This is a genomic window from Pseudomonas azadiae (assembly GCF_019145355.1).
Classification (GTDB): domain Bacteria; phylum Pseudomonadota; class Gammaproteobacteria; order Pseudomonadales; family Pseudomonadaceae; genus Aquipseudomonas; species Aquipseudomonas azadiae.
This window is the reverse complement of the sequence record NZ_JAHSTY010000002.1, coordinates 995,262-1,017,837: the sequence shown is the minus strand read 5'-3', so window position 1 is coordinate 1,017,837 and position 22,576 is coordinate 995,262. Positions and strand designations below refer to the sequence as shown.

Annotated in this window: 20 protein-coding genes and 1 tRNA gene; 6 read left to right on the top strand and 15 right to left on the bottom strand. The window is 57.5% G+C overall.

Features of this window, described 5'->3' with window-relative positions; all coding sequences use genetic code 11:
* Positions 1-367: 367 nt before the first annotated feature.
* The 6 genes from KVG91_RS21045 to KVG91_RS21020 all read right to left on the bottom strand — a co-directional run bounded on the left by KVG91_RS21045 (position 368) and on the right by KVG91_RS21020 (position 8,427).
* Positions 368-838 carry a 3'-5' exonuclease family protein gene (locus KVG91_RS21045; protein WP_064055423.1) on the bottom strand — a complete coding sequence of 157 codons (471 nt, stop codon included), beginning with the start codon at positions 836-838 and terminating at the stop codon, positions 368-370.
* Positions 839-1,491: 653 nt separating this feature from the next.
* Positions 1,492-2,151: a hypothetical protein gene (locus KVG91_RS21040; RefSeq protein ID WP_064055422.1), complete on the bottom strand. Its 660-nt coding sequence runs from the start codon at positions 2,149-2,151 to the stop codon at positions 1,492-1,494.
* 2 nt (positions 2,152-2,153) lie between these two features.
* Positions 2,154-5,552, bottom strand: coding sequence for a hypothetical protein (locus tag KVG91_RS21035; RefSeq protein ID WP_169375485.1), 3,399 nt, complete (start codon positions 5,550-5,552; stop codon positions 2,154-2,156).
* Positions 5,552-6,991 (bottom strand): tyrosine-type recombinase/integrase, encoded by a 1,440-nt coding sequence (locus KVG91_RS21030; protein ID WP_225927028.1) that lies wholly within the window; start codon positions 6,989-6,991, stop codon positions 5,552-5,554. Before KVG91_RS21030 ends, KVG91_RS21035 begins: the two co-directional genes overlap by 1 nt.
* Positions 6,988-7,290: a hypothetical protein gene (locus tag KVG91_RS21025; RefSeq protein ID WP_169375486.1), complete on the bottom strand. Its 303-nt coding sequence runs from the start codon at positions 7,288-7,290 to the stop codon at positions 6,988-6,990. The genes KVG91_RS21030 and KVG91_RS21025 overlap by 4 nt, the downstream gene beginning before the upstream one ends.
* A 1,049-nt stretch (positions 7,291-8,339) precedes the next feature.
* Positions 8,340-8,427, bottom strand: a tRNA-Ser gene (locus KVG91_RS21020).
* A 286-nt stretch (positions 8,428-8,713) separates the two neighbouring features.
* Between KVG91_RS21020 and KVG91_RS21015 the strand changes: the two genes are divergently transcribed.
* The gene (locus KVG91_RS21015) at positions 8,714-9,385 is read left to right on the top strand and encodes a Bax inhibitor-1/YccA family protein (RefSeq protein ID WP_003174664.1); all 672 of its coding nucleotides are present in this window, start codon (positions 8,714-8,716) and stop codon (positions 9,383-9,385) included.
* A gap of 68 nt (positions 9,386-9,453) precedes the next feature.
* Here KVG91_RS21015 and murB read toward each other — a convergent pair whose 3' ends face one another.
* The 8 genes from murB to KVG91_RS20975 form a co-directional block, all read right to left on the bottom strand.
* On the bottom strand, positions 9,454-10,473 hold the full coding sequence (gene murB, locus KVG91_RS21010; RefSeq protein ID WP_169378447.1) for a UDP-N-acetylmuramate dehydrogenase: 1,020 nt from the start codon (positions 10,471-10,473) through the stop codon (positions 9,454-9,456).
* A complete protein-coding gene (locus KVG91_RS21005; protein WP_169378448.1) occupies positions 10,470-10,934 on the bottom strand; it encodes a low molecular weight protein-tyrosine-phosphatase in 465 nt (154 codons plus the stop codon). Before KVG91_RS21005 ends, murB begins: the two co-directional genes overlap by 4 nt.
* Positions 10,934-11,698 carry a 3-deoxy-manno-octulosonate cytidylyltransferase gene (gene kdsB / locus KVG91_RS21000; protein ID WP_169378449.1) on the bottom strand — a complete coding sequence of 255 codons (765 nt, stop codon included), beginning with the start codon at positions 11,696-11,698 and terminating at the stop codon, positions 10,934-10,936. Before kdsB ends, KVG91_RS21005 begins: the two co-directional genes overlap by 1 nt.
* Positions 11,695-11,880 carry a Trm112 family protein gene (locus KVG91_RS20995; protein ID WP_003174668.1) on the bottom strand — a complete coding sequence of 62 codons (186 nt, stop codon included), beginning with the start codon at positions 11,878-11,880 and terminating at the stop codon, positions 11,695-11,697. The genes kdsB and KVG91_RS20995 overlap by 4 nt, the downstream gene beginning before the upstream one ends.
* A 24-nt stretch (positions 11,881-11,904) precedes the next feature.
* Positions 11,905-12,915: a tetraacyldisaccharide 4'-kinase gene (gene lpxK / locus KVG91_RS20990; protein ID WP_217894933.1), complete on the bottom strand. Its 1,011-nt coding sequence runs from the start codon at positions 12,913-12,915 to the stop codon at positions 11,905-11,907.
* On the bottom strand, positions 12,915-13,343 hold the full coding sequence (locus KVG91_RS20985; protein WP_169375107.1) for an ExbD/TolR family protein: 429 nt from the start codon (positions 13,341-13,343) through the stop codon (positions 12,915-12,917). Before KVG91_RS20985 ends, lpxK begins: the two co-directional genes overlap by 1 nt.
* Entirely contained in the window at positions 13,340-13,975 is a 636-nt protein-coding gene (locus KVG91_RS20980) for a MotA/TolQ/ExbB proton channel family protein (protein ID WP_169375106.1), read from the bottom strand. Before KVG91_RS20980 ends, KVG91_RS20985 begins: the two co-directional genes overlap by 4 nt.
* Before the next feature lie 83 nt (positions 13,976-14,058).
* Positions 14,059-16,284, bottom strand: a complete 2,226-nt coding sequence (locus KVG91_RS20975) for a DNA internalization-related competence protein ComEC/Rec2 (RefSeq protein WP_169375105.1) — start codon at positions 16,282-16,284, stop codon at positions 14,059-14,061.
* A 134-nt stretch (positions 16,285-16,418) separates the two neighbouring features.
* Here KVG91_RS20975 and KVG91_RS20970 point away from each other — a divergent pair, with 134 nt between their 5' ends.
* The 5 genes from KVG91_RS20970 (at position 16,419) to KVG91_RS20950 (ending at position 22,033) form a co-directional block, all read left to right on the top strand.
* Positions 16,419-16,934: a DUF2062 domain-containing protein gene (locus KVG91_RS20970; RefSeq protein WP_169375104.1), complete on the top strand. Its 516-nt coding sequence runs from the start codon at positions 16,419-16,421 to the stop codon at positions 16,932-16,934.
* Between the two features lie 170 nt (positions 16,935-17,104).
* Positions 17,105-19,858 (top strand): response regulator, encoded by a 2,754-nt coding sequence (locus KVG91_RS20965; RefSeq protein ID WP_169375103.1) that lies wholly within the window; start codon positions 17,105-17,107, stop codon positions 19,856-19,858.
* Between the two features lie 272 nt (positions 19,859-20,130).
* Complete coding sequence (locus tag KVG91_RS20960) at positions 20,131-21,120, top strand: 2-hydroxyacid dehydrogenase (RefSeq protein ID WP_217894932.1); 990 nt, start codon at positions 20,131-20,133, stop codon at positions 21,118-21,120.
* A gap of 71 nt (positions 21,121-21,191) precedes the next feature.
* Positions 21,192-21,632 (top strand): hypothetical protein, encoded by a 441-nt coding sequence (locus KVG91_RS20955; RefSeq protein WP_169376231.1) that lies wholly within the window; start codon positions 21,192-21,194, stop codon positions 21,630-21,632.
* Complete coding sequence (locus KVG91_RS20950; protein WP_169376230.1) at positions 21,629-22,033, top strand: META domain-containing protein; 405 nt, start codon at positions 21,629-21,631, stop codon at positions 22,031-22,033. Before KVG91_RS20955 ends, KVG91_RS20950 begins: the two co-directional genes overlap by 4 nt.
* A gap of 63 nt (positions 22,034-22,096) precedes the next feature.
* Here KVG91_RS20950 and KVG91_RS20945 read toward each other — a convergent pair whose 3' ends face one another.
* Positions 22,097-22,558, bottom strand: a complete 462-nt coding sequence (locus KVG91_RS20945) for a TlpA family protein disulfide reductase (RefSeq protein ID WP_169376229.1) — start codon at positions 22,556-22,558, stop codon at positions 22,097-22,099.
* Positions 22,559-22,576 lie beyond the last annotated feature (18 nt).

Here is a 22,576-nt window from a genome sequence, read left to right as displayed (position 1 = left end):
ATCTCTGCCCTTGAATTCGTTTTTCAAAACCGGAGATCTACATTTTGAACTCAAAAGAAAAGCAGCGTTGCCTGCCCCGGCACATTGTTCATTTTGGAAATGAGGCTGGTTCTCTGGCCGCCGTTTTTATCTGACCCTTTCGATATGACAGCTTTTTAAGCTCACTCTCAAGCAAATACCATCGCTTATGGTTGCCCCTACGCACCTTGTAACCTGCTCGTTAATTTGGGGCCGTAGGCCCCGGCTCGGCTTGCCAACAAAAGCCAAGTATTTGAGTTTACTTTTTGTGGTTTGTACGAGATTTGGTGTGATCTGAGATCAAAAAAATCCAGCGAATCAGCTAGAGGTATAGTTCCGTCTAACCCGCTCAGGTTCCACCGGGATGCCCTCGGTTTACAGATACGAACATGCCGGCGATGATCCTGGCGTCGAGCAAGGCGTGGTGAGGCAGCTCTTCACCCTCGCTAGTCGGAGAAAGGGTCGTTGCGTCAGTAGGGAAATTACGAACGATTCTGGGCCATCGCCCGTCCTCATATACCAGGTCGCAAAAAAGCTCCCAATCGAACTGAGGGGCATCAGTGACGATCTCGATCTCTTTTTTGAACGACGTCAGAAATCTGAGCAGCGACATCCTGGCTTCAATAATGGGCAACGCGTAGCTCCCACCCCACAGCTGTGGAAGCACGGTTTCCTTTACGAAATCACTGCAGTCTTCTTCTTGCCAAGCATCGAGCAATTCCACGTAGAATTCGTGCCCATCCTCAGCGACTAACGCCAGTGATATCAGCTTCGCTGCCGCCGAGAGCTCGGTAAACTCGCAATCAAGAAAGACCATCATGTTGCTGGAACTCCGTTATGACTAGGCCTCGCCTGGATATGGTGCAGGAAGGCCAGCTGTGGGAAATGGCTCTCAAGCATTTTGGCTCAGACGGGCTCCTCAAGGTAATCATAGAAATGTGGAGTCACGCTGCTCCTCCGCCCAAGCCAGTCGTGGAATACCTGTCCACCAAACAGGTGAGTCAAGAAATCCTGAATATACTGAAAATTGCCCAAGAGCGAGTCGGTGCATTCGTTGCTGATCGGATAAGCGTTTTCGGACGATTGAGCTATGAAGCTACACCGTTGAGTTAGCTGAAATGACTCGAAAAGGATTTCTGGGGCACTTTATTAGTCCAATGTGCTAGCAACGAGCCCTTACCGACTGACCGCTCTAAATTGATAGCGAAGTGGCGAGTACGAAGCGGCTGGAAAATCTGGATTAAAATTACGCCCTGCCATACTTAATGGCATAAACACTACTTGAAAGCAGAAGGACGACTTTCACAAGGGTTAATATCAAGGCGGAGCATCGTCAGTCTTTGAAAATCATCGAGCGCCTGAGGTCGCTAGACCTGGGGCGACCTGTTGATGCTGAACACTTGGTGCTCAACGCCCCACGCCCCGGCGTCATTGTAATGTACGACTCCGGGCACTCCCAAGGAAACGTGAGGGCTAAACTTTGCAGAGTTGTCTACGTAAAGTATCAAGCTTCAAAAGCTCGTCATAAGTAGCGATGATATCGAATAATCCCCACAACCCGGGCGACGGTTGCTGTTCAGTTTCCTGCCCAGGTGGAACTGTGATCAAGACTTGACTACACTCGCCCAAAACGTTGTCAAGCACCCTACAAACCATCGTTAAAGCGTCACGAAGGCTTTCAGTTTCGCTACGAAGCTTATCCGTTTCTTCTGGCGAATTAGGAAGAACACCAGAATCGATATTTCTGATCGTGAGTTTCAACTGGTCTATTTGGCCATTCAAACTCGCATTGCGGATCTTAAGCGCTTCGAAATCCGAAGTAGTAACGACAGGAGTTTCCTCTGCAGACTCCTCTATCTTGCCGCTCCGATCTAGATAAAGACGATAGTCGGAATTCCTAAGCAGCGTGACATGGCTAACGGGCTTAAAGCCTTTGACCTTAGTCTTTTCAGGCAACGACTCGAAATCTCGGTATTCAAACTCTTTCACAATTTTAGCAACGTCGATTGCCAAATTTGTGATGTTCGGATACGTAGCTTTAGACAGAATATCAAGCGCACTACGAATATGTCTAATGCGTAATGCCTTGTGCTCTGCTCTATAATTATCAAACGGATCGAGTCGCTGAACCAATGCTATGCTCCCATTTCTGCTAACCCCATGTTAGCAGAAAGTGATAAAGCGGGCCTAGCTACCATGCTAACATTGGCGCTGTCGTGACTGATTTTCATAACGTCCCGGACGCTGAGCATGCCCGTCGTCATCATGCTGGAAATCTGTGACGCCAACTGATGACTCGCAGGTTTGTTACTCGGCTTCAGTAGCTCATCATACTTGCCTTGGTTCACAAGCATCCTCATCCTCATTTGGGCGAACTGCGCATCAAGCCGAGGACTGGAAAGATCCGGAAAGTTCTGAACATCGACCAAGCGCTTCAGGACGTGGTCGGATTCTGAGATCTCGACTTTCTGGAAGTGAGCCATCAGTCCATCCTTCTCTCGGAGAAAAAAACTATTTGCCTCTCCGGTTTGCGCCATCAGATACAGTTGCTGCTCAATAGCCTCCAGGGCGTAAGCTTCCAAAGCATGGTGGTCATACTCAACATACAAATTTTCCAAAATTTGCGGATTGCGAGCGCTTGGCTTGAGAGCTCGATACTCTTGAATTTTGTCAAGCACGACCTTCATCATCTCTTTTGCTTTATCTTTTTCTGCACTCACAGCCTGTAAGTGATCGATACCACGGATGGCATAAGGGCACAACGCGCATTGACGGTGCCCACCGATTTTGGAGACTACTTCCTTCGGACAACGATTATCGAACGGGCAAATATGGCAGTTATTGAACGCGAGCTTGGTGTAAAGTCTTGCGCGCAGAGTCTCAAGCCCGTTCTTGTCAGCCGCTACACCCGCGAGGCTGATCAAGCCGTGAGTTTTAATAGCCTGCACTGGATCTTTTTCAATAGACGTCATCAATTTAGCATGAAGCTTGAGGACGGTCTCAGCAAGTTCAGGAGCATCACCCCGCTCAATACTCTGCATGTTTTTCATCATGTAATCAGCGAGCAACTGTTGGTGATCAGACAAATTGTCGCCATCAAAAATTGCGTAATACCAGACAAGCGCCTCACTCTGACCTGTCAAATATTGACCGATGATCGAAGGCGGTAGGAGCCTGATCGCGTCAGATACGAACCCCGCGCGCAATGCATGGGGGGTGTGTGGGCTGACCAGATCATTGACGGCAAGCTCTCTGAGGAAATATGGCGAATAGTCGAGAAAAGGAACAGGCGAACCACCTTCAGACTTGACGAAAACCAAGTCCTCCCCAGAGGCGTCCTGCATCTGAACGCGAATGAAATGCTGCAAAATCAACATGTAAACACGAAACTGCCGAGAGTTGTTCCAATCAGAGTCGGTATTTCCTTGCCCCCTGAACAGGGGTTTGTATCGACCAAATTTGGATCCTTCAACCATGCCATACCACAAGTCCTGCTTGTAACTAGGCGAAGTGCACGCATCATACCACTTGCGTTGCCTGTCCATGATCTCGATTGCGCGCATAGCAACAATCGCCGTCCACTCTCCATGCGATTTATCTGAGCTGACAAACATGGGTTGGAATGGGAGCGAGCGATACCGATCTACGCCACGATCATACCTATCTTTGTCCAGCCAAATCAGATGTTGCTGGCGAATTCCAGTGTGACACATCAGCTGCGTCAACCTGACTTCATTGGGAGAAATACGACTAACTACTTCACCCCTAATCTCGATATCGACAATCTTATAAAAACGGGGGAGAAATTTGAAAGTCTGTATTTTATTTTCATGATAAAAGATTGGAGTATAATTCAGAAGACTCTGATTGACCTCATCAATACCCTTAACATTGCGACCGATCAACCCCGCCCAAGCATGACTATGAGTGAGCTCGACCGTGGAAGGCTGATAAAGCTCACCACCCAAAACTCCATAGTTTACATCTAGCTCCAACTGGCCATCGTAATATGGCATACAGTTAATGTGATCGACCAAATACTCGAGACTGTCAAGCATGCTGATGAATGTGGAAAAATACGGTCTTGGAACCGGAACTTTGTCAGTGCCAGACCTTTTTGAAACAGCTGGATAGCATGCGCTCGTAAAGTTATTTTTAAACTTATCGGCACCTGGCAACACCAGATTATTGTCTTCGACATAATCACAAAAGCGATCGATGATACCTACTCGAGCGTAAAGAGTATCGCTACCCCAACCTTTTACACGAGAAAATTCATTAACATAACCAATAAATGTTCTTGGCGGCTCCTTTTCATATACGATTACCCCTTCAAGAAAAACTGACTCTCGGGTAAAAAAAAGAGTGCAATTGAAGTCATTCAAATTCTTAGGATAGTCTAAGAGATCACCATCCCGTTGAAGGAAGAAATTGGGCAGATAGCACATGACATAACTCATGAGCAAGCCGAGTACAAACTCATGATTGGTAGAGTTCTGGAGCCTCATTGAGTGCATGAACGATTTGTAAAAACCATTTACCATCGAGGAAAATACTTTCACAGGATAACGCGAGGACTCATAAAAAAGCGAATCTTCCCCCTCCCCTCCAATGTAGAAGATTTTCTTGAAAATGTGGGAGGGAAAATATGTACTAAAATCCTCTGCGAAATTCATATCTCGCACACCGGATGCAATCTCTTGCGCTGCCGCATAAGACTTTTCATACGCGCTTTCAGCTTTCTTTTGTACTTTTCCAATCCGGATCCGCCCTTTATAGACCCTCGCAGGTTTGTTCTCGCGCTTTTCAAGCTGGTATTGGTTGATAACATCCTCAACCATCTTTTTCTTTTCCGCGCTCTGAGACGAGAGTGTGAGAAGGAAGTCATTGACGTAGTACCTGCGCAATGGCAACTGTCCTGAACCGTTAGCAGCTGAAAACAGGCTATTGACATCTGATTGCGACAGATCTTCAATGGTGTAGGCGGTGGTGCTTAACAGAAGTCTCAGCCAGAAGTTTACGCGACTGCTCCCACTATCAAACTCTTCTCTCTTGAAAAGACTTTTGATCTTGGATTCAGGGTGCACGCCGCGAATCAACGTCAGATTTTCTACATTCAACTTCTCACAAAGCATATCAAACACTTCTGGCATATGTGCGATAGTCTGCATCCCGAGAGGAGCAACAAAAACTTTTCGCGCCCATAACGTAATAAAAACTAAGCGAAATAACTGAGAAATTGAACCTTCGTAGGCGGCTGAGAGCCCCGAAAGCCTAGGATCAACTTCGCTCCAGTGCACATTACTATTGCGGAACGTTGCCTCTAACGTCAGTTGAACTTCACTCACGCCCCATCTTTCAAAGGTCAGAGCACGCCTAAAAACAGACTCGACCCGATCTGCAGCACTATCAGGCTGTGCACCATAGTATTTTTTATAAAGGGTTCGAACTGTCGCAACAGCCTTAACGAAGTGCTGAGCAACCTCATTTTCTTCCACAAGCCAAATTGCATTGATAGGGTGCAAATTAATCATTATTTACTGTCGCTATGCAGTGAGAGTTTGAGTTGCTTGAGTTCATTCTCGAGATGCTGAATTTGAACGTGTGTCACGCTATAGTTAGCTGTTGACATGCGAAGCATATTGATAGCCGCGAACGTTGCCTCGAGCATTTTGATGTCTTTACGTGCGTATCGCTCAGTTGCCTTGATGGTTTTATGCCCCATGAAGACTTGCACCGTTTTCAAATCCAGTCCGAATTTGTTATGACCAACCGGATTAGGGCAATGGTTGACCAGGTAATACGCGTACATATGACGGAGCGAATGAAAGCCGTAGCTCATGCCCGTAATTTTCTGTGCAGCTGAACGGAAGCGCTCGTAAACGGCCTGATAAGACATCGCCATGGGGCCTCCGTCACGAAGGTTACGAAATAAAAATCTGTGCGCTACCGGACGGTGCCTGCTCGCTTCTAGAGCACGCTGCTCTTGGTCATACAACCCTAAGTAATGCCAGAACATTGAAGCAAAGGGCTGGATCAAAAACGTATCAGGCTTCACCCGCCCCTTATGATCAAGCTTTTTGAGCTGATGCTCAGGGATGTAATGGATCAAAACATCTAGACGCGTGTCAGGATCAACAATAAATACCTTATTATTTTTCGGATTATCGGTATCGATATGAATGTCGTCCCACAACACTGTAAGCGCTTCCGAAATCCGGCAGCCGGATGCTGCTAGCAAGCTCCACAGCACCTTGTCGCGCAGACACGTAGCGCTTTCAATCAAATCCCTACACTTGTCAATCGGGAAGGTTTTTTCATCCCCTCCAAATTCATCAGTGCGCGCCACCGTCGAGGGCTTAGATACTGGGCTCAGGTGTTTCTGTTTGATCCGTTTTGCGCCCCCTGCGATGCAGCCGGCCATCCAGCTGTTTGCCCTGATCGCAGCCTTGACATTCCGAGGCGCCTCCATGTACCTGGTTGTAGTGAGCGGCATCATCGAGATAGCCATTTCAGAGACGTAGCCGCTATCCTGCATCTGCAGCAATGCTTCCCTCATCGCCTCACTAGCGGTAATGAAATTATTTACACCCGCAAAATGCACTGCAATAGAAGCGCCACCCAGCTCTCTGCTACCAAGCACCCTCGCAGCCTCACTGGCTACGGATGATGTGCTATAAATTCCGCTGACCAAGTAGCTCTCATAGCTATCTAATGCTTCTCGCAGTTGCAATGCAGTGAGGCCACCACATTGAATACTGACTTGATGAATATAGTTCAGCATCTCACGCACCGCGTAACAATATGTACGTGTGGTCTTGAATGCTTTTAATTTGGCAAGTTGATACGCCCACTCATCAAAGAACTCTGTCATCGTATGATCAGGGCAAATCATTCGGAAGGTCGGAGTTCCATTGCGTGTCGTTTCAAACAGCTCGACATGGCTCATGCGCAAAGGGGCAAGCGCATTCAAAGGATCATGTCCTTTGTTGAAATATTAGCATGAGCGTGGGGGCTTTCAACTGGTTTGGAATTCACTTCACCACCCCGTTGACTTGTGCTGCTTTCAAAGCGCTCGATCAGGCACCTAAAATTAGCAGCACACTTCCCATCAGCCTTAAGGCATTCCGCAAAAATCTTGATATCACTCAAGCGACGATGAACCGTCAATGAAGAACATAGTTTTTCCCCCAAGACTGAAAGACCGCTATCGCTTGCGACTGATACTGAAGGAAGTATTCTATCGTGATCAATTGAATATTCTTTGCTCAACGCTGCAATCCTTCTGGGCTGTATCAGCTATTACACATGTTCAAGTGGCGCGCATCCTGCCACACAAAAAAAAGCTGTTCAACAAGATGCAATTTTTTTATTGCACCTTAGAGTATGCTCTAAGCATACTCATTCTTATGCCGCAGCATTGGCACCTAAAATCCAATATCGACCTTGCCCCCTCCACCACAAAGCACTTATACAAAATGCCGCCTAAGGAGCTTCTGCGCATCGAGAGTGCCGTTTCAAAATATAACCCCCTGAATAAACGCATACCTTTCCGACTCTGCCTTTTGTAGAATCCCAAAAGACTCGAACTGACGGACAATCCCCCACCAGACACACATGACAGCACGAGCATTCCCCAGGGCATTAAAGCTTTACAGTCGATCTAGAGGCCAGAGATCGAAACGACCAGAACACTGAGACGCTGACGAAGGTGGGGGCTTCAGCGAAGCTGATTCGACCCGCGTGACGTACGTAAGCCGGCAGTCGATCAATATCGCTAGGTGGGGCAATGGGCACTCGGCCTACACTCGAAGACGAACGGGCTTCATGCGACGCATCCCACCTGCATCTGCTTCCGCGCTTAACGGCGATGTGGAGTAAAGCGGGAAGACCGTTCACATGATTTTGACAGGCCAGATCTCGTGGCCTTTCCTCAGACCATCTGCCCAACCGTGGCCCCGCTTTCAAACGATCGCTTGCGAGAGCCCGACGGGAGATCTCAGACACCCACTGGCTGAACGGTTTTTCTGAATGCCCAAGGCATGGGATGAGTGCACCCCGCCACCCATACCGGAGCCGCCACGCATCACCCTTGATCAATGAATGTAAGCTAAAGCGAATACGAGAGAAACGTCAGTAGGCTGCAACTGCTAGGACGCCTTTCTCTGAGACCACATCAGGCGACATAAGGCGCAACTAAGCTGTTGCATCTTTAAAAAGGTAGTAAGGGAGAGCGGTCTGTGCCGGTGGGATGGGTATGAAACAGCCATAAAAAAAGGGCCTAGGATTGACCTAAGCCCTTGATTTTGTTGAGTTCGCGGCGGGAAACCAGGGATTCGAACCCTGGGAACGCTATTAACGTTCGCCGGTTTTCAAGACCGGTGCATTCAACCACTCTGCCAATTTCCCGTGTGTTCCGATGACGCGATGAAACGGTACTGCAAGGTGCAACTGGATGTAGCCTTAGATAAGAACCCTGGGAACGCTATTAACGTTCGCCGGTTTTCAAGACCGGTGCATTCAACCACTCTGCCAATTTCCCTTGTGCATCCACAGGATTATCATAGCCCATCCCGTCTCAGCGGGCGCCATAATACCCGAATGAAACACACTGTCAAACTCTCGCCATAGCTTGTTACAGAGCGTCTGTTATGATCTTTGCGACTGAACGTTTCAAAACCGGAGGAGTGTCGCCATGCGCGAACAGAATTACGCAGTGAATGGCAACGCGCAGGCTGAGCAGCTTGAAGTCAGCCGCGTGTTGCGCAACACCTATGGCTTGCTCGCCCTTACCCTCGCATTCAGCGGTGTGATGGCGTTCGTGGCGCAGCAGATGCGCGTCGGCTACCCGAATATCTTTGTCGTGTTGATCGGCTTCTATGGTCTGTTCTTCCTGACCAACAAGCTGCGCGACTCGGCCTGGGGCCTGGTGTCGGCGTTTGCCTTGACGGGTTTCATGGGCTTTATTCTCGGCCCGATCCTCAACCGTTACCTCGGCATGGCCGGCGGTGCGGAAGTGGTCAGCTCGGCGTTTGCCATGACCGCCCTGGTGTTCGGCGGTCTGTCGGCCTACGTGCTGATCACGCGTAAGGACATGAGCTTCCTGGGCGGCTTCATCACCGCGGGCTTCTTCGTGTTGCTGGCGGCGGTGGTTGCAGGCATGTTCTTCCAGATCAGCGGCCTGCAACTGGCGATCAGCGCGGGTTTTGTGCTGTTCTCCTCGGTGTGCATCCTGTTCCAGACCAGCGCGATCATCCACGGTGGTGAGCGTAACTACATCATGGCGACCGTCAGCCTGTATGTATCGATCTACAACCTGTTTATCAGCCTGTTGCAGATCTTCGGCATCATGAGCCGCGACGACTGATTGTTAACGCAATAAAAAATGCCCCGTATCGAAAGATGCGGGGCATTTTTTTGTGCCGAGAACAGGGATCAATACTGATTGGGCTCCATTTCCAGCTGGACCTTGAAGCGCTCGGCGATATCGCGCTGGATACGCTGGGCCAGGTTAGCGATATCGTGCCCTGTGGCACCGCCATAGTTGACCAGCACCAGTGCCTGCAGCTTGTGCACGCCGGCATCGCCCTCACGAAAACCCTTCCACCCAGCCTTGTCGATCAGCCAGCCGGCGGCGAGCTTCATTTGCCCGTCAGCCTGCGGGTAAGCCACCAGGTCCGGGTACTGCGCTTGCAGCTCTGCCGCCAGGGCCTGGGACACCAATGGGTTCTTGAAGAAGCTTCCGGCATTGCCAAGCTCTGCCGGGTCCGGCAGTTTTTCCCGGCGGATGCTGCAAATCGCACGGCTGACGTCGCTCGGCGTCGCCTCGATGATCCCCTGCCCCGCTAGGCGCTGTTGCACCGGACCGTAGTCGAGTTTCAGGTGGCTGGCGCGGCTCAGGGCAAAGCGCACCCGCAGGATCAGCCAGCGTCCGGTTTCGTGCTTGAACAGGCTGTCACGGTAGGCGAAGTTGCATTCTTGCAGGCTGAAATCGCGCAGTTCGCCGGTGCGGCGATCCAGGGCGGTCAGGCCGGCGAATACGTCCTTGATTTCCACCCCGTAGGCGCCGATGTTCTGCATGGGCGCGGCGCCAACGGTGCCGGGGATCAGGCTGAGATTTTCCAGGCCGCAGAAACCCTGCGCCAGGGTCCACAGCACAAACGGGTGCCAGGCCTCGCCCGCTTCGGACTCGACCACCACGTGCATGCCATCGTCATGCAGCACGCGGATGCCTTGGGTTGCCATGCGCAGCACCAGCGCCGGGATGTCCTGGGTCAACAGCAAGTTGCTGCCCCCACCGATCACCAGCAACGGCAGCGCTTGCGCGGCCGAATAGGCCAGGGCCTCACGGACGTCGTCGTCGCTGTGGGCCTCGGCGAACAACTGGGCACGCACATCGATGCCAAAGCTGTTGAATGGCTTGAGCGATACCTGCGATTGCACGTGCAAGGTCATAGGCGCCCCTTCAATTCGATCACCAATAGATCACAGGCCCGCTCGATCAGGTCCAGGACCCGTTCGAAGCCTTGTTCACCTTCGTAATACGGGTCGGGCACTTCGTCCACTTCGGATGCGTAACGGCGCAGGAACAGGTCCAGCTGCGCCTTGCCCTGGCCGGGTTGCAGGGCCTTGAGGTTGCGCAGGTTGCTGTGGTCCATCGCTAGCATAAGGTCGTAGCGCGCAAAGTCGGCGCGGCTGACCTGCTGGGCCCGCTGGGCGGACAAATCGTAGCCGCGCGCCAATGCCGCGCGTTGGCTGCGTTGATCCGGCGGATTGCCGATGTGCCATTCGCCGGTACCGGCGGACGCTACATCGACCTGGCCCGCCAACCCTGCCTCGCGCAACTTATGGCGCAGTACGCCTTCTGCGGTGGGCGAGCGACAGATATTGCCCAGGCAGACAAACAGAACCTCCATCAGGCCCCCAGCAGGCGACGGACGCGCTCAAGGTCTTCCGGGGTGTCGACGCCGGCCGGCGGCGCTTCCAGCGCATCGCCCACATGGATGCGCACGCCATGCCACAAGGCGCGCAGTTGCTCCAGGGATTCGGTGTTTTCCAGCCAGCACGGGCCCCAACTGACGAAGTCATGCAGGAAACCGGCGCGGTAGGCATAAATGCCGATATGGCGGCGATAGGGCACGCCTTCCGGCAGTAAGTCAGGGTGACTGGCGAAGGCATCGCGCGCCCATGGCAGGGTCGAGCGGCTGAACGTCAGCGCCAGGCCGTTGAGGTCGCTGACCACTTTGACCACGTTCGGGTTGAACAGGGTGGCGATGTCTTCGATCGGTTCGGCCAGGGTCGCCATGCGGGCTTCGCCATGGGCGGCCAGGTTGGCGGCGACCTGGTCGATCACGCTCGGCGGGATCAACGGCTCGTCACCTTGCACATTGACCACGATGGCATCCGGCGCCAGGCCGAGTTGGGTGGCCACTTCGGCCAGGCGGTCGGTGCCGGAGTTGTGGTCTTCGCGCGTCAGCACGGCCTCGGCACCGAAACCCTTGCAGGCTTCGATGATGCGCGGATCATCGGTGGCCACCACCACACGCTCGGCGCTGCTTTTGCAGGCCTGTTCCCACACCAGCTGGATCATCGGCTTGTTGCCGATCAGTTGCAGCGGCTTGCCCGGCAGGCGGGTCGACGCGTAGCGCGAAGGAATGACAACGGTAAAGGCTGTGGTCATTTATCCAGGCGCTCATCGGTGGTCAGGGTGCGGGCTTCGCTCTCCAGCATCACCGGGATGCCATCACGGATCGGGTAAGCCAGGCCGGCGCCTTTGCTGATCAGCTCGGTCTTGTCGGCGCTGAGCTTGAGCGGGCCTTTGCAGATCGGGCAAGCGAGGATGTCGAGCAGTTTGGTGTCCATGAGTGTTTCCTGGAAATAAGCGGTTTAAGGCAATAGACGTGCAGGCAACAGGCGCATCAGCTGCGTGTCGAACCAGGCGACGAACGCCGGCGACGGCAGCGCATCCACCGCAAGGTACCACCAGTCGGGTTGGGCAAAGGCGCGGCACTTCACCGCGTCCTTCTCGGTCATGACCAGCGGTAATGACGGTGTAAAATTCAGCACCTGGGCGCTATACGGCGCATGGTCGGCGAACGCATGGGGTATCGGCTGCCAGTGTAGCGTTTCAAGGGTCTTGAAGAAACGCTGCGGGTTACCGATGCCCGCGACCGCATGCACCGCCTGGCCCGCGGCAAAGGAGTCGACCGGCCGGCGCTCGCCGGTCTTCAGATTGACCAGCGCGGTGGGCTGCAAGTGAAAGGCAAACCCATCGTCTCGATCGCTGGCGGCGCCGTTATACAACAGCGCATCGACACTCTGCAGCCGCTCCACCGGCTCGCGCAGCGGCCCCGCCGGCAAACAACGGCGGTTGCCCAGGCCACGGGCGGCGTCGATCAGCACCAGTTCAAGGTCACGGGCCAGGCGGTAATGCTGCAGGCCATCGTCGGAGAGGATCAGGTCGAGGGTTTCGCTGGCCAGCAGCGCCTTGACCGCCCGGCTGCGATCCGGGTCGATCATCAAAGGTACGCCGCAGCGCTGCACAATCAGCAGAGGCTCATCGCCGGCTACTTCAGCGCTGTGGCTGGCATCGACCCGCCACGGCAACTGGGGTGGCTTGGCGCCGTAACCGCGGCTGACCACTCCTACGCGCAAGCCGCTGCGCCGGCAGTGTTCGATCAGCCATAGGATCAACGGCGTCTTGCCGGTACCGCCCACGGTGATATTACCTACCACCACTACCGGCACCGGCGATCGGTAAATATCGCCCTCACCCGCCAGGAAGCGCGCGCGCTTGCGCTGCACCACCTGGCGGTACAAGGTTTCTAGCGGACGCAACAGCGCGAGCGCCGGATGGCCCTCGTACCAGGCCTTGAGCAAACGATCGGACATGGTCATCAGGGCGCGCTCGCCGCCTCGATGGTGGTCATGCGCAAGTGGCTGAAACCGAGCTTGCCAGCGGCATCCATCGCAGTGATCACGGATTGGTGCGGGGTTTTGCCGTCGGCACTGATCGACAGCGGCATTTTAGTATCGCCGCCGGACTCTTTCTGCAAGGCGTCCATCAAGCTATTAAGGTCGTTTTTCTCGAGCAACTGGTTATTCACCGAGAACACCCCTTCGGCGCTGATGGCGATGTCCAGTTGCTTGACCTGCTGGTCTTCGGCCGGCGAACCGCTTACGGCTTCCGGCAGATCGACGCGCAGCTCAGTCTGCCGGTTGAAGGTGGTGGTGACGACAAAAAACAGCAGCAGGATAAACACCACGTCGATCAGCGACGCGAGGTTGATATCGACGTTTTCCCGGCGCTTGCGGCGAAATTTCACGCGTTGCCCCCAACCAGGTCCACGTCACGGTCGCCCTGCACCACTTCCACCAGCTTGATGGCTTCCTGCTCCATGCCGACCACCAGTTCATCGATGCGGCGCTGCAGGAATCGGTGGAAGAACACCGAAGGAATCCCGACCATCAGGCCCGCCGCCGTAGTGATCAGCGCCTTGGAGATGCCCCCCGCCAGCACGGCTGCGTTGGAGGTCATGCCGGAGCCCATGAACGAGCTGAAAATATCGATCATGCCCAGCACCGTGCCGAGCAGGCCGAGCAACGGCGCCATGGCGGCAATGGTGCCCAGGGCGTTGATGTAGCGCTCCAGCTCATGGATGACGCGGGCGGCGGCTTCTTCGATGCACTCTTTCATGATCTCGCGACCATGCTTGGAGTTGGCCAGGCCCGCGGCGAGAATTTCACCCAGCGGGGAGTTGGCGCGCAGCTCCTTGAGTTTTTCCTTGTCCAGCTGCTTGTTCTTGATCCAGGCCCAGACCTGACCCAGCAGATGCTCGGGGGTGACGCGACTGGCGCGCAGGGTCCACAGGCGCTCGGCGACGATGGCGAGTGCGGCGATAGAACTCATGATGATCGGCAACATCATCCAGCCGCCGGATTTGACCAATTCCCACACAGTGAATGTCCCCTCGAAAAAGTGCACCACTTTACCATATAGGTTCACCGGCCACAGACCCCATCGGCTGCTGCCACCAGCACCTAGGGTAACCGCTCGCGCCAGAACCTTCGTTGACTGCGCGCAACAACCGGTGGCGCGAAGGCGCCCAATTGCAAGCGCACGGCCCCTTGCTCGGCGCTGTCATGCACCTGGCTGCCCAAGCGCTGGTAACGTGCCAGTACCTGTGGATGGGGATGGCCGAACGCGTTGCCGCGCCCCCGTGAAATGAGCACGGAACGCGGCGCGAGACGTTCCAGAAACACCCAGGAAGACGAACTGCGACTGCCGTGATGTGGCGCTTGCAACCAATCGGTGGGCACCGCCAGGAGTGAGGCGAGCATGGCCCGCTCGGCCGCGCGATCAATATCGCCGGTGAGCAACAGGCGCTCGCCGTTGGCCTGCACCTGCAACACACAGGACTTCGGGTTGCCGTTGATAGCGTCAGGCCATTGCCACAGCTCGAAGGTCACACCGTCCCAATTCCACTGTTCGCCACTGACGCACGGCTGGGCAGCGAGAAACGCCGGCAGCCCCTCGGTCTCCCCGCCCACCACGCGCTTGATCGGCATTCCCCTGGCAACCGCGGCCGCGCCACCGGCATGATCCGCGTCGGCGTGGCTCAGCAGCAGCATGTCCAGTTCGCGTACCCCGAGCTTGCGCAACGACGGCAACACCACGCGGGCGCCCAGGTCAAAGGTACCGGAGCGTGGGCCGGCGTCATACAGCAAGGTGTGGTGACGGGTGCGCAAGATCAGCGACTGCCCCTGGCCGACATCCAGTTGCACCACCTCCACTTGCCCATGAGGCACCTCTTCGCGCGGGGGAAACACCGCCAGCAACAGCATCGGCCAGCCCAGCACCTGAAACGGCAGGCCTTTTGGCAGCAATAGCAGCACGGCACCGAGCAGGCTCACCAGCCAATACCCCAACCCAACCTCGGCCGGAATCCAGGCAGGCATCTGCCCTGCGAGCCAGGCCAAGGCGCTGAACAACCCACCCAGCGCGCCGCCCGCCAGCCACAGCAACCCTTCACCTATAAACGGTAAAGGCAGCAATGCCGTGCCGAGCAACGCCAACGGCAAGACCACCAGGCTGATCCAGGGCACAGCCACCAGATTGGCCAGCGGCGCACTCAGGCTGATGGGCAGCCCCAACACCAGCAAGGCGGGAAACAATCCTATTGCAATCAGCCACTGCGGGCGGGTCCAGGCCTGCCACAGGCTCCAGGGCCCCAGCCGCCCGCCGAATGCCAGGATCAGCACCGCCACCGCCGCAAACGACAACCAGAAACCTGGCTGCAAACTCGCCAGCGGCTCCAGGACCAGCACCCCATCGAGTGCCAGCAGCAACGGCCACCACAGCCCCAGATGGCGAAAGCGCAGCCGCCACACCAACACCAGCCCGACCATCACGCAGGCGCGCTGCACCGGCACGCCAAACCCGGCGAGCAAGCCGTAACCCAGCGCGGCGCTGAAGGCCAGACCACACGCCCACGACAGCCACGGCCAGGTGCGGGGCCAGAAGCCATAGCGCGCCAGTCCAGCGATCAGCCCGTAGATCAAGCCTGCCAGCAAACCGATGTGCTGGCCCGAAATCACCAGCAGATGCACGGTGCCGGTGTCCTGCAGTACCTGCCAATCGGTGGTCGCCAGCCCAGAGCCGTCTCCCAGCACCAGCGCAATCAGCCCGGCTTCACGGCCTTGGGCATCCACCGCCAACAGACGCTGGCGGACGCTGTCGCGCCAGGCGTTTCGGGCCGGTGCCAGGCGCTCGCCGTCTTTCACCGTGCCCGTGGCGCCGATGCGCTGGGCCAGCAGCCAGGCTTCCTGGTCAAAGCCATGGAAGTTCAGCAACCCGGCCGGCCGTTTGAGGGTGATTGCCAGGCGCCAGCGTTCACCGCTGTGCACCGGCGGCCCGCCACGCCAGGACACCCGAATACGTTTGGGCAGCCGGGCGTTTCGCGACCGGCTGTCGGTCAACTCGAAACGCACCGCTTCGCCCGTGCGTTGCGGCAGCCCGATGACCCGCCCTTCTATCCAGCGTGTCTGGCCGTCCAGCGCCGGCTTCAGGCGATCATCCAGCGCCGACTGCGCGCTGATGCACGCCCAGCTCAGGCCCAGCAGGAAAAACGCCAGCGGGTACGTGCGAAACGGCAACAGCATCAATGCCAGCGCCAACAAGGCAATCAGCCATCCGGCGGGCGGCAATGCCGGAAGAAAGCGCAAGGCCAGCAGCCCCAGCGCCAACGCGAACATCCCTGTCCTCATGAGTCATCCTTTTCAAGTGATCCATTAGTCTTGACCGGCAGCCCAACACTGCCTCTGATGTTTTGTCACAAAGTCTGAATTTTCTGTTTATAGAATGCGCGCATACTTGCCCCTCGAACTGACCTGGACCCCTTATGCCCCGGCGCTTATTCAAACGGTACATGCCCGACCCCAGCAGTATCCGGGAACACAAGTCATTACAGTTTCTCGGCACGTTGCTGCATGACCCTAACCTGTGGCACCTGAACCGGCACTCGGTCGCGCGCGCGATGGCCGTGGGTTTGTTCGCGGCCTTTATCCCGATTCCCTTGCAAATGCTGCTCGCGGCGGTCCTGGCGATCGCGGTGCGCGGCAATATGCCCATCGCGGTCAGCCTCGTGTGGCTGACCAACCCGATCACCATGCCGGTGGTGTTCGTGTGCACCTACATGACCGGCGCGTGGCTGATGAATGTGCCGCCGCGCAGCCTTCCGGACGACTTGACCTGGGAGTGGATCAGCGGGCAATTAAGCACGCTGTGGCAGCCGTTCCTGCTGGGTTCAGTGGTGTTGGGGCTGGTGCTGGGCGCTCTCGCCTACTGCCTGACCATGGGGTATTGGCGCTGGTGGGTTGCCCATCAGTGGAAAAAACGCAAACAGCGCCGCGCCTGACCGTCGACATCGATGCACCCACTGCCGCCAAAGGTTGCCGAATCCCCTGAAGATCGCCGTCCGTCATAAATTTACGAGATTCCACGCCGCGCAAATGGCTACACTGCGCAGGTGGCGCGGGCCGGATGCCCGGGCAATCGTAGATATCAATGTGGTAGCAGGAGAGTGGCGTGCTGACAAGAATGGGGATAAAAGGCCGCGTACTGTTGCTGACCTTATTACCGACCAGCCTGATGGCCTCGTTGCTGGGCGGCTACTTCACCTGGATGCAGCTCTCGGAGTTGCAGGCCCAATTGCTGCAACGCGGCGAAATGATCGCCGAGCAGTTGGCCCCGTTGGTGGCGCCCGCCCTGAGCGCGCGCAACGCCGACCTGCTGGAGCGCATCGCCACCCAGTCGCTGGAACAACAGGACGTACGCACCGTCGCCTTCCTGGGCCCGGACCGCGCGCCGCTCGCCCATGCGGGCCCGACCATGCTCAACCAGGCGCCCGTCGGCAATAGCTCACACCTGCTGCAGCGCACCGGCAACGACGCCACCCGCTACCTGCTGCCAGTGTTCGGCCGTCACCGCAACCTGGCCGGCGACCTGATCCCGGATGAAGCCGACCGTCTGCTGGGCTGGGTCGAAGTGGAACTGTCCCACAACGGCATGTTGCTGCGCGGTTACCGCAGCCTGTTCGCCAGCCTCCTGCTGATCGCCATTGGCCTGATCTGCACCGCGGCCCTGGCCCTGCGCATCAGCCGTACGATCAATTCGCCGATCGGCCAGATCAAGCAAGCCGTGGCGCAACTCAAGGACGGCAACCTGGAAACCCGCTTGCCGCCGCTGGGCAGCCAGGAACTGGACCAGCTCGCCCTCGGCATCAACCGCATGGCCGAGACCCTGCAGAATGCCCAGGAAGAACTGCAGCACAGCATCGACCAGGCCACCGAAGACGTGCGCCAGAACCTGGAAACCATCGAGATCCAGAACATCGAGCTGGACCTGGCCCGCAAGGAAGCCCTGGAGGCCAGTCGTATCAAGTCGGAGTTCCTGGCCAACATGAGCCATGAAATCCGCACGCCGCTCAATGGCATCCTCGGTTTTACCCATTTGCTGCAAAAAAGCGAGCTGACGCCACGCCAGCTCGACTACCTGGGCACTATCGAAAAGTCCGCCGACAACCTGCTGGGCATCATCAACGAGATCCTCGACTTCTCGAAAATCGAAGCCGGCAAGCTGGTGCTCGACAGCATTCCGTTCAACCTGCGCGACTTGCTGCAGGACACCCTGACCATCCTCGCCCCGGCCGCCCATGCCAAGCAGCTGGAACTGGTGAGCCTGGTCTATCGCGACACGCCGCTGGCGTTGGTCGGCGACCCGCTGCGTCTCAAACAGATCCTCACCAACCTGATCAGCAACGCGATCAAGTTCACCCGCGAAGGCACTATCGTGGCCCGCGCGATGATCGAGGACGAGCAGGAAGACAGCGTGCAACTGCGCATCAGCGTGCAGGACACCGGCATCGGCCTGTCCAGCCAGGACGTGCGCGCACTGTTCCAGGCGTTCAGCCAGGCCGATAATTCATTGTCGCGCCAACCGGGCGGCACGGGGTTGGGCCTGGTGATTTCCAAGCGCCTGATCGAACAGATGGGCGGTGAAATCGGCGTCGACAGCACGCCGGGCGAAGGCTCGGAGTTCTGGATCAGCCTCAACCTGCCCAAGACCCGCGACGACGTCGAGGACTTGCCGTGCGCGCCGCTGCTGGGCCATCGCGTGGCGGTGCTGGAAAACCACGAGCTGGCGCGCCAGGCATTGCAGCACCAACTGGAAGACTGCGGCCTGGAAGTCACGCCGTTCAATACATTGGAAAGCCTGACCAACGGCATCACCAGCGCGCACCAGACCGACCAGGCCATCGACCTCGCGGTACTCGGCGTCACCGCCAACGACATCCCGCCCGAGCGCCTCAACCAGCACTTGTGGGACTTGGAACACCTGGGCTGCAAGGTGCTGGTGCTGTGCCCCACCACCGAACAGATGCTGTTCAACCAGTCCGTGCCCAACCCCAACAGCCAATTGCAGGCCAAGCCGGCGTGCACGCGCAAGTTGCGCCGCGCGTTGTCCGACCTGATCAGCCCGCGCCCGGCGCGCAGCGAACCGGGCGAGCCGCTGTCCAGCCGGGCACCGCGCGTGCTGTGCGTGGATGACAACCCGGCGAACCTGCTGCTGGTCCAGACCCTGCTGGAAGACATGGGCGCTCGGGTGCGCGCAGTGGAAAGCGGGTACGCGGCTGTCGACGCGGTGAAACAGGACACCTTCGACCTGGTGCTGATGGACGTGCAGATGCCCGGCATGGACGGTCGCCAGAGCACCGAGGCGATCCGCCAATGGGAAAGCGAACGCAGCGGCACCCCACTGCCGGTGGTCGCCCTCACCGCCCACGCCATGGCCAATGAAAAACGTGCCTTGCTGCAAAGCGGCATGGACGATTACCTGACCAAACCCATCAGCGAGCGGCAACTGGCCCAGGTGGTGTTGAAATGGACCGGCCTGGCCCTGCGCAACCAGGCGCCGGAGCGCGCAACGGAAGGCCTTGGCCCTGGAGTGAAGCTGCCGGTGCTCGACCACGAGGAAGGCTTGCGCCTGGCCGCCGGCAAGGCGGACCTGGCGGCCGATATGCTGGCGATGTTGCTGGCCTCCCTGGAAGCCGATCGCCTGGCCATCACCCTTGCGCGTGACGCCAGCGACAACAACGCCTTGATCGAACGTGTGCACCGCCTGCATGGCGCGACCCGTTATTGCGGTGTCCCGCAACTGCGTGCCGCCTGCCACCGCGCCGAAACCCTGCTCAAGCAAGACGACGCCAAGGCCCTGCACGCACTGGACGAACTGGACATGTCGATCGCGCGCCTGGCCAGTGAAGCGCGGGTCAAGGCCTGACGCCTATAGGATCGGCATCTACACATCTTCTTTGAGGGCATGCGAGCATCTGTTCTGTAGTGAGCGGGCTTGCCCCGCGCTGGGTGGCGAAGCCGCCCCAATAAAAGACGCCGCCGAGTTCCAGATAAATCCAAGTCGCCTGGTATGGGGGCGGCTTCGCCACCCAGCGCGGGGCAAGCCCGCTCACTACAAAGAGGTGTAGATACTTATAGCTATCGCGGGCAGCCACAGGGGCAGCCTATCCAGACTTACGATTGCAGGGAGCCTTTTCAATGCGCGTCATTCTTTTCAGCAGCCAGGCGTACGATCGCGACAGTTTTCTCGGCGAGCCGCTGCCGGCGGGCCTGGCGCTGCAGTTCCAGCCCGCCCGGCTCAACCTCGACACCGTGGCCCTGGCCGAACATCACGAAGTGGTGTGCGCCTTTATCAACGACGACCTCAGTGCCCCAGTGCTGGAACAGTTGGCCAAGGGCGGCACGCGGCTGATCGCCCTGCGCTCGGCGGGCTACAACCATGTGGACCTGACCGCCGCCAAGCGCCTGGGCCTGGCCATCGTACGCGTGCCGGCCTATTCGCCCCACGCGGTAGCCGAGCATGCGGTCGCGCTGATCCTGGCCCTCAACCGCCGTCTGCATCGCGCCTATAACCGCACCCGCGATGGCGATTTCAGCCTGCATGGCCTCACCGGTTTTGACCTGGTGGGCAAGACCGTCGGGGTGGTCGGCACCGGGCAGATCGGCGCGACCTTCGCCCGGATCATGGCCGGCTTCGGTTGCCGGCTGCTCGCCTGCGACCCCTTTCCCAACCCAGAGGTCCTGGCGCTCGGCGCAGGCTACGTGAGCCTGCCCGAATTGCTCGCCCAGGCGCAGATCATCAGCCTGCACTGCCCGCTGACCGCCGACAGTCAACACCTGATCAACGCCCGCTCCCTGGCGCAGATGCAGCGCGGCGCGATGCTGATCAACACCGGTCGCGGTGGGCTGGTCGACACTCCGGCGCTCATCGAAGCGCTCAAGGACGGCCAGTTGGGCTACCTCGGGCTGGATGTGTATGAGGAAGAAGCCCAACTGTTTTTCGAAGACCGCTCCGACCTGCCCTTGCAGGACGATGTCCTCGCGCGCCTGCTGACCTTCCCGAATGTGATCATCACCGCCCACCAGGCCTTCCTCACCCGCGAAGCCCTGGCCGCCATCGCCGGCACCACTTTGGCCAACATTGCCGCCTGGGCCGATGGGCGGGCGCAGAACCTTGTCGACGGTTGATCAGCGGTCACATACCAGGCTCATGATGAGCAAGCACCCGTGATAGGATGCCGCGCCTATTTGGAGGATCCATGGCCGAACACGATTTCCGCTTCAGTTTGCTGAGCCCGCAACACACCCTGATCGAATGCCGTGCCCTGGTGCCGGGCCGTTACCAGGTCACTGGCAACGGCGGTTCGATCAAGCATGGCGACGTGTTGATCGTCACCCTGCGTGGCAGTAAAACCCTGTCGATGCGCCTCACCGTCGAAGGCGACGCGCGCTACTCCATCCGCCCGGCGGGCCAGTGGGTCGCCATGGCCCAGGGGCCGAAGTTCGGCGAACTGGAGATTCACACCTGGAAGGTCAACTGCAACAGCTGCGATGCAGCGTTGGAGTTCGAATTCGCGGTGGAAACCAAGCTGACCAGGGAGCCCCTGCAACCGGCGGCCAACGCGCGCATCGCCGAGTTGGGCTGGGCCAGCGAGGGCGACACGCACCGCTGCCCGAAGTGCCAGAAGGCCGCGCAATGAAAGGCCTGCTTCTGCTCGCGGCCCTCGGAGTGGCCCTGACCGGCTGCGCCGGAGACGCGGTCAAGCTCAAGCGCGATCACAGCTATGTGGTGGAATGGATCGGTGAACGGCCGCTGATGGATTACGCGCACCTGACCGTCACCCTCGGCGCCGATGGCCGCGCCTACGGCAACGGCGGTTGCAACCACTGGTTTGCGCCGTACACCGTCGACGGCAACACGCTCAGCTTCGGCAAGATCGGCAGCACCCGCAAGCTCTGCGCCGAGGCATTGATGGAGCAGGAACACCGCTTCTTCCAGGCCCTGCAAAACGTGCAACGCTGGGACATTTCGCCGATCGAGCAGACGCGTTTCTGGCCGGCCGAGGGCAAGCCGATTCGCCTGTGGCTGGAAGAAGGCTGAAATCCCCTCTGGATCGGTTTTCCTGTGGGAGCCAGCTCCCACACCAGCCAGCTACGCACATTTTTAACCGCGCAAGGCCTTGAGTTTGGCCAGCACCCCTTCCGCCGTCTGCTCGCCCATCAACTGCTCACGCACCTTGCCCTGGTCATCAATGATGTAGGTCACCGGCAACGCTTCGCTGCGCGGGATATCGAAGATGCCTTCCGGGTTCTGCGCCAGCACCGTGAACTTGATGCCCAGCTTGTCGCTGGCGGCTTTGAGTTCCTCACCCTGCACATTGTCGAAATTGACCCCGAATACGCCCACGTTCTGCGCCTTCAACTGCTCGGCCAGGGCATTGAGTTCAGGGATTTCCGTGCGGCACGGGCCACACCATTCGGCCCAGTAATTGATCACCAGCCACTGCTTGTCCAAGCGTTCGGCCGCCACCTTCCGACCATTCTGGTCAACGCCGTAATCGTTACCGCAGCCGCTGAGCAGCAGGGTTGTGATGATCGCCAGTGCACCGATCAGTCGCTTAGTCATGGGGTAATCCTTCGCAAA

Excerpts from the sequence above, each read along its gene's own strand:
- KVG91_RS21045 (WP_064055423.1), bottom strand. The coding sequence starts at position 838 with ATGATGGTCTTTCTTGATTGCGAGTTTACCGAGCTCTCGGCGGCAGCG.
- KVG91_RS21035 (WP_169375485.1), bottom strand. The coding sequence starts at position 5,552 with ATGATTAATTTGCACCCTATCAATGCAATTTGGCTTGTGGAAGAAAAT.
- KVG91_RS21015 (WP_003174664.1), top strand. The coding sequence starts at position 8,714 with ATGCGCGAACAGAATTACGCAGTGAATGGCAACGCGCAGGCTGAGCAG.
- murB (WP_169378447.1), bottom strand. The coding sequence starts at position 10,473 with ATGACCTTGCACGTGCAATCGCAGGTATCGCTCAAGCCATTCAACAGC.
- KVG91_RS21005 (WP_169378448.1), bottom strand. The coding sequence starts at position 10,934 with ATGGAGGTTCTGTTTGTCTGCCTGGGCAATATCTGTCGCTCGCCCACC.
- kdsB (WP_169378449.1), bottom strand. The coding sequence starts at position 11,698 with ATGACCACAGCCTTTACCGTTGTCATTCCTTCGCGCTACGCGTCGACC.
- KVG91_RS20995 (WP_003174668.1), bottom strand. The coding sequence starts at position 11,880 with ATGGACACCAAACTGCTCGACATCCTCGCTTGCCCGATCTGCAAAGGC.
- lpxK (WP_217894933.1), bottom strand. The coding sequence starts at position 12,915 with ATGACCATGTCCGATCGTTTGCTCAAGGCCTGGTACGAGGGCCATCCG.
- KVG91_RS20975 (WP_169375105.1), bottom strand. The coding sequence starts at position 16,284 with ATGAGGACAGGGATGTTCGCGTTGGCGCTGGGGCTGCTGGCCTTGCGC.
- KVG91_RS20970 (WP_169375104.1), top strand. The coding sequence starts at position 16,419 with ATGCCCCGGCGCTTATTCAAACGGTACATGCCCGACCCCAGCAGTATC.
- KVG91_RS20960 (WP_217894932.1), top strand. The coding sequence starts at position 20,131 with ATGCGCGTCATTCTTTTCAGCAGCCAGGCGTACGATCGCGACAGTTTT.
- KVG91_RS20955 (WP_169376231.1), top strand. The coding sequence starts at position 21,192 with ATGGCCGAACACGATTTCCGCTTCAGTTTGCTGAGCCCGCAACACACC.
- KVG91_RS20950 (WP_169376230.1), top strand. The coding sequence starts at position 21,629 with ATGAAAGGCCTGCTTCTGCTCGCGGCCCTCGGAGTGGCCCTGACCGGC.
- KVG91_RS20945 (WP_169376229.1), bottom strand. The coding sequence starts at position 22,558 with ATGACTAAGCGACTGATCGGTGCACTGGCGATCATCACAACCCTGCTG.